11 protein-coding genes and 1 pseudogene are annotated in these 11,840 nt (G+C 37.8%); 7 read left to right on the top strand and 5 right to left on the bottom strand.

Annotation, left to right across the window (positions count from 1 at the left end; translation table 11 throughout):
• The first annotated feature begins 83 nt into the window (after nt 1-83).
• Both ppsR and F959_RS07120 read left to right on the top strand, forming a co-directional pair.
• A complete protein-coding gene (gene ppsR / locus F959_RS07115) occupies nt 84-920 on the top strand; it encodes a posphoenolpyruvate synthetase regulatory kinase/phosphorylase PpsR (RefSeq protein ID WP_004878655.1) in 837 nt (278 codons plus the stop codon).
• Nucleotides 921-1,251: 331 nt separating this feature from the next.
• Nucleotides 1,252-3,330: a sensor domain-containing protein gene (locus tag F959_RS07120; RefSeq protein ID WP_004878656.1), complete on the top strand. Its 2,079-nt coding sequence runs from the start codon at nt 1,252-1,254 to the stop codon at nt 3,328-3,330.
• Nucleotides 3,331-3,399: 69 nt separating this feature from the next.
• On the opposite strand, the gene F959_RS07125 is transcribed toward F959_RS07120, so the two are convergent.
• Together F959_RS07125 and F959_RS07130 are read right to left on the bottom strand one after the other, a co-directional pair.
• Nucleotides 3,400-4,401, bottom strand: coding sequence for an LLM class flavin-dependent oxidoreductase (locus F959_RS07125; RefSeq protein WP_004878658.1), 1,002 nt, complete (start codon nt 4,399-4,401; stop codon nt 3,400-3,402).
• A 124-nt stretch (nt 4,402-4,525) separates the two neighbouring features.
• Nucleotides 4,526-5,041 (bottom strand): hypothetical protein, encoded by a 516-nt coding sequence (locus F959_RS07130; RefSeq protein WP_004878660.1) that lies wholly within the window; start codon nt 5,039-5,041, stop codon nt 4,526-4,528.
• A 244-nt stretch (nt 5,042-5,285) separates the two neighbouring features.
• On the opposite strand from F959_RS07130, the gene F959_RS07135 reads away from it, so the two are divergent.
• Nucleotides 5,286-6,008: a pseudouridine synthase gene (locus F959_RS07135; RefSeq protein WP_004878662.1), complete on the top strand. Its 723-nt coding sequence runs from the start codon at nt 5,286-5,288 to the stop codon at nt 6,006-6,008.
• Here F959_RS07135 and F959_RS07140 read toward each other — a convergent pair.
• From F959_RS07140 to F959_RS07150, 3 genes are all read right to left on the bottom strand, one after another.
• Nucleotides 6,000-6,443 carry a GNAT family N-acetyltransferase gene (locus F959_RS07140; RefSeq protein WP_004878665.1) on the bottom strand — a complete coding sequence of 148 codons (444 nt, stop codon included), beginning with the start codon at nt 6,441-6,443 and terminating at the stop codon, nt 6,000-6,002. The two genes, F959_RS07135 and F959_RS07140, sit on opposite strands and share 9 nt — an antisense overlap.
• 97 nt (nt 6,444-6,540) lie before the next feature.
• Nucleotides 6,541-6,849 (bottom strand): type II toxin-antitoxin system RelB/DinJ family antitoxin, encoded by a 309-nt coding sequence (locus tag F959_RS07145; RefSeq protein ID WP_004878666.1) that lies wholly within the window; start codon nt 6,847-6,849, stop codon nt 6,541-6,543.
• A 61-nt stretch (nt 6,850-6,910) separates the two neighbouring features.
• On the bottom strand, nt 6,911-7,867 hold the full coding sequence (locus tag F959_RS07150) for a pseudouridine synthase (RefSeq protein WP_004878668.1): 957 nt from the start codon (nt 7,865-7,867) through the stop codon (nt 6,911-6,913).
• Between the two features lie 117 nt (nt 7,868-7,984).
• Between F959_RS07150 and tsaE the strand changes: the two genes are divergently transcribed.
• From tsaE to hfq, 4 genes and pseudogenes are all read left to right on the top strand, one after another.
• A complete protein-coding gene (gene tsaE / locus F959_RS07155) occupies nt 7,985-8,461 on the top strand; it encodes a tRNA (adenosine(37)-N6)-threonylcarbamoyltransferase complex ATPase subunit type 1 TsaE (RefSeq protein ID WP_004878669.1) in 477 nt (158 codons plus the stop codon).
• A complete protein-coding gene (gene mutL / locus F959_RS07160; protein WP_004878670.1) occupies nt 8,451-10,430 on the top strand; it encodes a DNA mismatch repair endonuclease MutL in 1,980 nt (659 codons plus the stop codon). The genes tsaE and mutL overlap by 11 nt, the downstream gene beginning before the upstream one ends.
• A gap of 6 nt (nt 10,431-10,436) precedes the next feature.
• On the top strand, nt 10,437-11,381 hold the full coding sequence (gene miaA / locus F959_RS07165) for a tRNA (adenosine(37)-N6)-dimethylallyltransferase MiaA (protein ID WP_004878671.1): 945 nt from the start codon (nt 10,437-10,439) through the stop codon (nt 11,379-11,381).
• Nucleotides 11,382-11,472: 91 nt separating this feature from the next.
• Nucleotides 11,473-11,840: pseudogene (hfq, locus tag F959_RS07170) on the top strand (RNA chaperone Hfq); the annotation flags it as partial.

The raw sequence follows: 11,840 nt of genomic DNA on the forward strand, positions 1-11,840 counted from the left end.
TGTTTTACTAAGCGACAGTCATGTTAGATGAGTTTACTATAAAGATTATAGAGCACTAAGACAAATGTTTAAGGAGAATTTTGATGCCCGAAAGTAAACAAATTAAACGGAGCGTATTCTTTATTTCAGATGGGACAGCAATTACAGCAGAAACCCTTGGACATTCACTACTTGCACAGTTTCCGAACGTTGATTTTGATATTCATATCATGCCGTATATTACAACTGAAGAAGCTGCAATGAACGTCGTTGCGGAGATTAATACTTGTCAAAATCGTGATGGCTCTTTGCCACTTGTTTTTGATACTTTGGTTGATCCTCATGTTCGTGAAATTATTAATACAGCTAAAGCCGTAAATTTGGATGTCTTCGAGGGATTAATTAGTAAGCTTGAACAAGAACTTGGAATTCCGCCAACAACTTTGGTTGGGCAAACCCATGCGGTAACCGATTCAGAATATTATAAAGCGCGTATTGATGCGGTTCATTTTGCATTAGATAACGATGATGGTGCTAGAACACGTCATTATGATAAAGCTGATATTATTTTAATTGGTGTGTCTCGTTCAGGTAAAACTCCAACTTCTATTTATCTGTCATTGCAATTCGGAATTCGTGTAGCAAACTATCCTTTGACGGAAGAAGACTTAGATGACAACCGTCTACCTAAAGTTTTGAAAGAGCATAAACATAAACTCTTTGGTCTGATGATTGATGCAGAACGTTTAGTTGCAATCCGCAATGAGCGTAAGGCAAATAGCCGTTATGCAAGTTTTAGTCAATGTCAAATGGAATTGCGAGCAATTGAGGGAATTTATATTTCTGAAGGCATTAAATACTTGAATGTTACTGAAATGTCGATCGAGGAAATCTCAACTCGTGTGCTGCAAATGACTGGCTTAAAACGTCGTATAGGTTAATGAATAATACGCTAATCAAGTTTGATAACTTGGTTAGCGTTTTTTGTTTGTGTTGAATACGTAAATGATTCGTTATAAAACTTAGCATTCATCATCGAATGAGATATTAAAATTTTATAATTATTTGAAATTTAATTGGAAAAATTAAGTGATTTTAATTGCTTGTAATAATTCTATAAATAATGATAAATAGATCACATTTTGATATAATAATGGTGATTTAAATCTTGTTGTGAAATTGCCAGTATATAAATAATATTTCTGGCTCGTCGTCTTTTCAGTGGGGGCATTCCATCAGGAACCTAAACTTGCGGAGTTGAATGAGCAACATATGAATCTAGCTTCATCTTTACAATTTATTCATCAAATGAATGAAACTCAACAAAAAGTCTTCAATAGTATTCCAAGCTTAGTCTGGTTACTTACAGAGCAAGGCGACGCATATTTCTTTAATAAGATTAGTCAGGAATATCTTGGTTTTCATGAATCTGAATCTCTTGTAAAAGAATGGATGGAGTTGATTCATCTCGATGATTTAGATGTGTTCCAAAGTGAGTGGTCTCAAGCCCTACCATTAAAATCTCAAATTCAGGTTGAATGTCGACTCAAACATCACACTGGCGCGTATCGCTGGTTTTTAGTTTCTGCAAAATTTGTAGAACAATGCTCAGATGAAGCTGGTTATTGGTTTGTGAATAGTGTTGATATTCATGAGACAAAACAATTTCAACAAAATCTCGTAAAATATATTCATGCCCAAACTAATATGTTGGATACCAGTGTTGACTGTATAAAACTGTTAGAAGCGGATGGATCTTTATTACATGTCAATAAGTCAGGTTGCGCTGCGTTGAATATTCCCGAAAGTCATCATACTTTTGGGATGAAATGGATCGAACTTTTACCATCAGAAATTCGAACAAAAGCAACTCGAGCACTAAAAATTGCATTGCAAGGTAAAACTGCTCGTTTCCGTGGTATGAGTGAAAATGGGCAAAAAATACAATATTGGGATAATTTACTCACACCGATTTTAAATGATCAAGGCCAAACGGAATGTGTATTGTGTATGTCGCGTGATGTAACAGCACAAAGAGAAACTGAGATGCGTTTGCGTATAGCTAGCGAGTTAGACGAGTTAACGGGCTTATACAATCGACGTTTTTTTAAATTACAACTTAAACGTTCATTACATAAGCATAAAGCCAATAAAAAATTAATGGGCTTGATGTTGTTGGATTTGGATTACTTCAAACACGTCAATGACACATTGGGCCATGCAGCTGGTGATCATTTATTGCGCGTTTTATCCAAACGTATTGAAAATATTCTCCCTGATAATACTTTTGTCGCGCGTTTAGGTGGGGATGAATTTGCTATCGTTGTAAATGGTATTGATTCAGAAAGCGAGCTTGAGCGTATTGCGATTGAGGTTGGTAAACAGTTGGATGCACCTATTACTTATGCGGGAAATCTAATTAATGGCAGTATGAGTATTGGTTGTGCAATTTACCCACGAGACTCTAAAGACTCTGTTAATTTGATGAAATGTGCCGATACAGCTTTAAATGATTTAAAAGCGACAGGGCGCGGCGGTTTTAGAATGTTTAATCAACATATGCAGATCGCAGCTCAAAACATCGCAATTCAATTGAATGAAGCCCGTCATATTATTCGAGATGATCTGATTATTCCATTTTATCAGCCTAAAGTTCGTTTGAGTGATGGCAAAGTCGTTGGTTTTGAAGCATTACTTAGATGGCAAACTTCAGATCATCAAGTGCATTCTCCAAGTAATGTCGAACAAGCGTTTCAAGATTATGCACTCGCTACAAAAATCAGTGATGCAATCCAAAATAAAGTCTTTAAAGATATGTCTATTTGGATGGAGCAAGGGCTTGAGATCGTGCCTGTTTCGATTAATGCAGCACCAGTAGAGTTTCTAAAAGACAATTATGCTGAACGTTTATTGCACAGATTAAATTTATATAAGATTCCACATCATTTAATTGAGATCGAAATTACAGAGCATATATTGGATGATCGTGGTTCAGACTATGTTGTTAGAGCGTTAAACCTATTAAAACAACATGGTGTACGTATCGCACTGGATGATTTTGGAACAGGGCATTCTTCTTTAACAAGATTGAGAGATTATCCTGTAGATTGCTTAAAAATTGATTGTGATTTCATTCGAAGAATGAATCAAGATGAAGCTATTTTAGCGATTGTGCAGGCAATCGTAGCTTTAGGACCAAAACTGTCTTTAGATATTGTGGCAGAAGGAATTGAAAATACAGAACAATTAGAATTATTAAAAAGTTCTGGATGTACTATGGGACAGGGGTATTTGTTTAGTCAAGCTGTCAATATGCAACGTGCAAAACAAATGCTTACGCAGGCTATTTAAATGAAGACAGTTAGTTTTGTTATGAATAAGGCTTATTATTGATCAATAAGCCTTATTCATTATTTGAGTTTATGTATTTTTAATATCCATTAGTAAGCTAAAGTTTTCTAAGCGCTTATCCGTATCGTAAATATCACAAGTAAAGATAAATTCATCAACATCGTATTGCGCAGCGATCTTTTCTAGACCTGTTTTGACTGTTTGTTGTGATCCAATTTGAGCCATTGCATAGAAGTTTTGAATCGCCATTTGTTCAGCACTTGTTGCTAAACCCTCAGTCGATTCAATAGGTGGTTTTAACTTTAAACTATGACCACGAATTAAATTTAAAATACGTTGATACGAACTGGTCGCTAGATATTGAGCTTCTTCATCAGTTTTAGCTACAACAGAGGGGATACCCATTGAAACATAAGGTTTATCTAGATATTCAGAGGCTTGGAAATTATCGCGATATAGTTGAATCGCTTGACCTAGCATCCTAGGCGCGAAATGTGATGCAAATGCGTAAGGTAATCCTAGTTTAGCTGCGAGTTGTGCACTAAACAGACTAGAACCCAATAACCAAACTGGAACATGAGTATTTTGCCCAGGCGTAGCAATGATTCTTTGGTTTGCTTGAGGTGCTTTAAAATACTGCAAAATCTCCATAACGTCTTGAGGGAATTGGTCTTCTGTTTCTTGTCTCCCTCGACGTAAGGCTCTCATTGTTAACGGATCTGTTCCAGGAGCGCGACCCAAACCAAGTTCAAATCGATTGGGGTAAAGTGTTGCTAAAGTTCCAAACTGTTCTGCAACAACGAGTGGAGCATGATTAGGTAGCATAATGCCGCCCGAACCTAAGCGAATATTTTGAGTATGTGCAGCGATAAAGCCTAATAAAACTGCTGTAGCCGAACTGGCAATACCATCCATATTATGATGTTCTGCTAACCAAAAGCGCTCATAACCTAGTTTTTCAGCATGTTGCGCTAATTCAAGTGCATGTCTTAGAGAAAACTCGATACTTTTGTCATCTCTAACGGGAGCTAATTCTAAAATAGAGAACTTTAAATCTTGCAGTGATTTCATAATAAATACTCAATACTTTATATCGCAATAATACGATATGTCCGAGATTTTGTATATCGTTATTTATCGATATTTATTTTGAAGTAATAAAAAAAGCACCCGCAGGTGCTTTGAGAAAAACAGATTAACGGTTTTTATACCAACCGCGGTGCAAGCCAATGTCATGACGGTATTTATGACGAGAGTTCGAATTATAGTAGCGACGATCATCGTAAGAACGACGATTATCATAGCGACGGTCATAACGATCATTATAACGACGATCAGCATCACGATCTTGACCAACTTTTTGACCTAATGCAGCTCCACCAGCAGCACCAATTGCAGAACCAATATAACCACCATTTGTGCCACCCATGTTACGACCAACGGTATATCCGCCTACACCACCTAAACCACCACCGATGGCTGCTTCAGTACGATCGCGTTTATTACTTGATGCGGCTGCACCACCGGCACCACCAATTGCAGAACCAAGCATAGCGCCTGTTTGACCGCCAAGCTGCTGACCAATTGCTGTACCAACCACACTACCTAAAGCTGAAGTCGCTGCAACGCGTGTAGAATTATCAGCATGGGCAACATTCATCATTGAGGCAGTTGCTAAAATTGCACCACATAACCAAATATTCGATTTCATTGTGAAACTCCTTATCCATTGTTCTGGACAGCATTCTTTTTAACTTGATGCAAATGTAACAATACTTTTTAATGAAAATATGGAGTGCAATATCTGGAATGAGATAGTTTGACGATGCTTTTGTATGTGTTCTATTACAAGTGAAGAGATTGTGAAGAAATTATAAAAAAGAATGAATAGAAAGCAGGCAACGAAACTAAAGTGAATCGAGTACAATAAATTAAGTTTGATTTAGGTTCTTCATATGTTGCTGGAAAAAATTTTACAGTCTCAAGGTTTTGGTTCGAGAAAATATTGCCAGCAACTGATCAAAAATGGTTCTGTAATGGTTGAACAGCATATCTGTGATAATCCAAAACAGAACTTTAGTACGGATCAACTCAGTTTTCAGGTATTTGGTGAGCAATATCAATTCAGAGAACACGTTTATATTGTTTTAAATAAACCGAGTGGTTATGAATGTTCGCATCAAGCAACACATCATAAGAGTGTTTTTAGCTTATTTCCCGAGATTTTGATTCATCGTGGTATTCAATGCGTAGGTCGTTTGGATCAGGATACAACAGGGTTGCTACTTTTAACGGATGATGGCCAATATCTTCAAGCTTTAACACATCCGCGTAAACATGTACCTAAGGTCTATCATGTGACTACAGCAGATCCAGTTTCTAAAGAGCAGAGAGAACAATTAGAGCAGGGCGTAGAGTTACGTAATGAAAAAGGAGTGTTTGCAGCAACTGGTGTTGAGCTATTTTCAGAATATCAGTTGTCTATGACTATTCATCAAGGTGTTTATCATCAAGTAAAGCGGATGTTGGCAGCAGTGGGAAATAAAGTAGAAAAGCTTCATCGAAATCAAGTTGGCTCACTTATTCTTCCTGATTTAGAGGAAGGTGAATGGATGTATTTAACACCCGCTCAAAAGCTACTGAGCCAAAATATTTCTAAAGAAGACGCTTTACTTTAAAAAGCAGTGAAAGGTGTTGAACTCGTCATCGCGGATGAAACCCATTTGCTCATAAAGGCGATGAGATTCAAGATTATTGCGTTGAGTTTCTAAACTAATTCGAAGCGCATTTTCATGGCGAGCAAAAAGAATAGCAGTATCAATTAATTGTTTTGCTGAACCTTGTTGTCTGTAGAAAGGAGTGACATAAACATCGTCTAAGACATAATAGGTTTCACATGCAACTGAAGAGAATGCGAGATATAGAAGTACAAAACCTGTGAAGACATCATCTTTTACGTGAATAAAAATAACACTGTCTTTATTGTCATAACGATGTTTTAAAAATTGATAAGATTGTTTGATATTTGAAGATGCGCCATAGAATTGGCGGTATTCATCAAATAAGGTCGCAAGTTGGTGAAGATCTTCTTGAGTTGCCCTTTTAACAATCATCCTAAGTCATCCTTACACTTATAATTTTATTTGGACTGACAGGATAGCGAAAAAATTCAGCTTAAAAAATAGAAACTTGTGTATAAATGCAACATTGTTAAGTTTTGTCACTTTCACCTAAAAGTGCATTCAACTCTTCAAATAAATCTTCATGGTCGTCTTCAACATCGATTGAAGATGGATTTTCAGCATTTGCGGCGTTCTTAGATTTTCGCAATTTGAGCAACTGTTCCATATTTATATTTTGGTTTTCAATTGCAAAAGGAATTGATTTTGTCAGAACCACCTGCTTAAAGAAAAGACGAACGGCTTGAGCAGGGGAGATCCCTAGTTGTTTAAAGACAGCAAAAGCTTGTTTTTTTTCCTGAGAATCAAGTCGAACCTGATAAACTTCTGTTTTTCGCATGAAGAATAAGACCAAATATTTTTAGTTATCGTCATGTATTTTAAACCATCGCAATGTAATTTCAATATTTTTGAGCTGAAAATATAGAATTTTTGTCATTACGTTGTGTTTGCAATGTGAGTTCGTGGTGAGAACTGAACTGCATTTCTTGGTTTGTGATGGGATCTATGAAATTAATTGCCTTTGCTAGTAATTGGAGTGGGGTAGAAAAATCATCATCATCTCTATGCTGAATCGCTGGATAAAATGAGTCATTAAGTATAGGAATACCAAGTGAATTCAGGTGTACACGCAGTTGATGTTGCTTCCCAGTTTTCGGTTTTAAAAGGTATTTCGCGAGTTGTTGATCATGCTCTAATAGTTCAATATAAGTTTCACTATTACTTTCCTTTTCATCATTAATTTGCATCGTGTAAAAAGGATGTCCTTTTTCTAAATGCAAGTTTACTGTTTGTGGAAATGTGAGTTCAGAGCGATAACCTGCAATAGCATGGTAGGTTTTTTGTACTTTTCGTTCGGCAAATAACTGTTGATAAACACCTCGAGAGGCAGGTCTTTTACTGAATAATACGATGCCTGCCGTTTCTCTATCTAAGCGATGGATTGGAGTTAAGTCTGTATAGCCTGTTTGTTTTTTTAATCGCACCAAAAGCGTTTCTTGAACGTATTGTCCTGTTGGACTCATGGTTAAAAAATGAGGTTTATCGACCACGATCAGATCATCATTTTCAAATAATATTTCATGTTGAAAAGGCACATGAATTTCATGTGCAAGAAAGCGATAATAAAAAATATGGGTATTGGGTGTATAAGCACTATTTAATTGTAGTTGTGAGCCATCAGCAGCATAAATAAGTCCATCATCAAAACGTTGTTGCCATTCACTTGCATGAATATGCGGGAAATGTTGGCAGAGGTAATCAAAAATCGTATTTGCGATAACTTCTCTTGGTAAAAAGACTTTGCTTGCACTGACGCCATTAATAAGTGGTGGGGTAAATTCTAGAATAGATGACATACAGTACATTCGACTCAGTATAAACGATGTAAAAAAAGCCAGTTTAAAAGCACATGATTAGGCTTTGTGGCAGTGCAATGTTATTATAACGACCATCCCAATTTTGTTCTATTTGCCATGTCGTATTCAGTGAAATTTACTTTAAATCATGAACAAGACACTCAGCGTTTTGCACAAGTACTCTCTCAGCATGTGCATGCTGGCATTATTTACTTAATTGGAGATTTGGGCGCTGGAAAAACCACATTTACCCGCTATTTTCTGCAAAATTTAGGTCATCAAGGCTCAGTCAAAAGTCCAACTTATACCTTGGTTGAACCTTATAATATTAATGGTCGCGACATTTTTCATTTCGATTTATATCGTTTGGATGATCCTTATGAGTTGGAGCTCATGGGAATTCGTGACTATTTGGAAACACCTGATGCTTTATTTTTATTTGAATGGCCATCCAAAGGCGGTGAGGAAATTCCAAAAGCCGATGTGGTCATCGACATTCAAAAGTCAGAAGATGAGCTCACTCGATTTGTGACTTTAACTGTAGATTCTCAAGCACTGTCTCAAACGTTGCAGGAACAATTGCATGGCGCATGATTTAATAGATCGTACAACTCGCCGTATCCATACCCTTAATGCCGCATTAGCCAACCAAATTGCTGCGGGTGAGGTGATCGAACGCCCGTCATCCGTCGTAAAAGAATTGTTAGAAAACTCAATTGATGCTGGTGCGACTGAGTTGATCATTCGTGTGGCTCAGGGCGGTTCGACTTTAATTGAAATCATTGATAATGGTAATGGCATTCACCCAGAAGATTTACCTTTGGCAGTGATGCGACATGCGACTAGTAAAATTCAAACTTCTGAAGACTTACATGCGATTGTCAGCTTGGGCTTTCGTGGGGAAGCATTGGCATCCATCGCTGCAGTGTCTCGTTTAACTTTGACCAGCAGTCAAGATGAACAAGGCGTGGGTTATCAAGTAGAAGTCAATGGCACCGCTTTCGATCATCAGCAAGTTCAAGCAGTTGCTGCACAAAAAGGCACACATATTCGTGTTCAGGATTTATTTTTTAATGTTCCTGCACGTCGTAAATTTCTAAAAAAGCCAACAACAGAATTTAACCATATTGAAGAAATTGTTCGCCGTTTGGCTTTAACACATTTCGATATTCGTTTTGTGCTTGAGCACAACGATAATATCCGTTTAAACCTACCTGTGGCTGATAGTGGTGAGTTACGTTACCAACGTGTTCAACAGTTACTCGGTCAACAATTTATTCAAAATGCCTACTGGGTTGATGCTGAAAGTATCAATATGCGCTTATCTGGATGGTTGGGGCATCCTTCTGATGCGCGTGCACAAGCAGATTTGCAATATGTTTATGTAAATGGTCGTATTGTTAAAGACAAAACCATTTCACATGCGCTGCGTATGGCATATGAAGGTATTTTGCATGGTCATCAGCATTCTTCTTATTTGTTGTTTTTAGAAGTAGATCCTGAAAATATTGATGTCAATGTACATCCAACCAAGCATGAAATTCGCTTTCTAAATCAACGTGAAGTGCATGAATTTGTGCGTCATTATGCCAAATCAACTTTATCGCAATTTCAAACAGCTAGTGCAGATTTAGCACAGGCAATGAAAACAGATGAAAGTACAACAGAAAACTTTGATTATCAGCCTCAGCCCAAATACCAAGAACAATTTAATTTACATCGTGCTGCGGTTGAAGCAGAGTCATCAGCCAATCAACATGTAGCTGTTTCAACTGATTTATTGACTGAATTTAATCAAAGTCGTCCTCAAGCCGTAAATTATAATTCTGGATCACAAGAACCTCGTTATAATGGTTCTGCACAATTAAATAATGCGCTTAAAACATATTTGGCGCCATTGCGTGGTGGAGAAACTCCTACCACCTTTGATCACGGGGAAGTTGAAAGTAATCAAACGGTTCCATCACGTGTGGATGAATTTCCATTAGGTATTGCAATAGCACAACTTCATGGCATTTATATTCTTGCGCAAAATACCGAAGGCTTGATTATTGTTGATATGCATGCAGCACACGAACGCATCTTATTACAACAAATGAAGTCAGCATGGGATAAACCTGAATTTTGGACATCGCAGCAATTATTGATTCCAAAAATTGTTTCAATTACGCGTATGCAAGCCACTCGCATCGAAGATTTACAACCCCAATTACAACGACTCGGTTTGGAAGTCGATCAGTATGGGGATGATCAAGTGATCGTACGTGGTGTGCCTGCCATTTTACATAAAGCAGATTTTGAGAAATTGATTCCAGAATTGCTCAATGATCTTGATCCAAATGATGAAGCAAGAGGTTTATTGCAAAAACGTGATGAATTACTCGCTGGTATGGCATGTCATGGCGCTGTGCGTGCTCATCGGCAGTTAAGCCTTTCTGAAATGAATGCTTTATTGCGTCAAATGGAACAAACTGAATTTGCTAGCCAATGTAATCATGGACGTCCGACTTGGCGTGCATTTCCACTGCATCAATTAGATAAATTATTTGCTCGAGGAGAGTAGTTGTACATGTCAAATCAATTGCCCGTCATCAATTTAATGGGGCCTACCGCAAGTGGTAAAACTGCATTGGCATGTGAACTCTATGAGCGTGGTAATTTTGAACTGATTTCTGTTGATTCAGCCTTAGTTTATAAAGATATGGATATTGGTACGGCGAAACCGACCAAAGAAGAACAAGCACTTTATCCACATCATTTGATTGATATTATTACGCCGTTGGAAGTGTATTCTGCAGCACAATTTGTCGAGGATGTTTGTCCTTTGATTGATGATATGCATGAGCGTGGGAAAACTCCCGTTCTCGTTGGTGGGACAATGTTATATTTCAAAGCACTGTTAGAGGGGCTTGCTGATAATTTACCAAATGCTGACCAAAATGTTCGTGATGCAATTACGGAAAAAGCGGAGCAGGAAGGGTGGCAGGCTGTCTATGATGAATTGGTTGCAGTAGATCCAATCGCTGGTCAAAAATTTAAAGTCTCTGATAAGCAAAGAATTATTCGCGCACTTGAAGTATATCGAATTACAGGTGAGCCAATAACAAAGTTACAGGCTGAACAACCTAAAAATCAACCTTACCGTTACACTTTTCATAACTACGCTTTGATGCCTGATCGGTTAGAATTACATAAACGCATTGAGCAAAGATTGAGCAAAATGTGGGAAATCGGTTTTTTAAATGAAGTGGAGGGCCTAATTGTAAAATACGATTTAAATGATAATTTACCGTCTATGCGGTCTGTTGGTTATCGTCAAGCTTTAGATTTTTTACTAAAAAGTGACTTAAGTCTCGAAAATAAAGTAGAAATGGAGAACAAGGCGCTGTTTGCAACACGGCAACTGGCCAAACGTCAATACACTTGGTTACGTTCTTTGCAAGAAATACACGATTTTAAAACTTACGTGACGATAAAGCAGGCGAAAGAAGACTTGCGAAACTTCTTTGGATAAAGCAAAATTCGCAGGCTGTCTTTTTATAATTTTTAGTTGAAAAATAAAGATAGTTTTTTTGCGCTGATTTAAAAATTTTTTGGAGTTAAAAATGTCTAAAGGTCAAACTTTACAAGATCCGTTCTTAAATTCTCTCCGTAAAGAACGTATTCCAGTTTCTATTTTCCTTGTGAACGGTATTAAATTGCAGGGGCATATTGAGTCTTTCGATCAATATGTTGTTTTATTAAAAAACACTGTAAGTCAAATGGTTTATAAACACGCGATTTCTACAGTCGTTCCAGCACGTAACCCACGTCCAGCTGGTGCTCAAGGTGCTGGTGGCTTCCCTGCTCAAGGTGGTGCTACAGGTGGCTTCGGTGGTGGTCAAGGCGGCGGCTTCGGTGGCGGTCAAGGCGGTGGCTTTGGTGGCGGTCAAGGCGGCGGCTTCGGTGGTCAAGGTGGCTTCGGTGGTCAAGG

It is taken from the genome of Acinetobacter venetianus RAG-1 = CIP 110063, from assembly GCF_000368585.1.
GTDB lineage: Bacteria > Pseudomonadota > Gammaproteobacteria > Pseudomonadales > Moraxellaceae > Acinetobacter > Acinetobacter venetianus.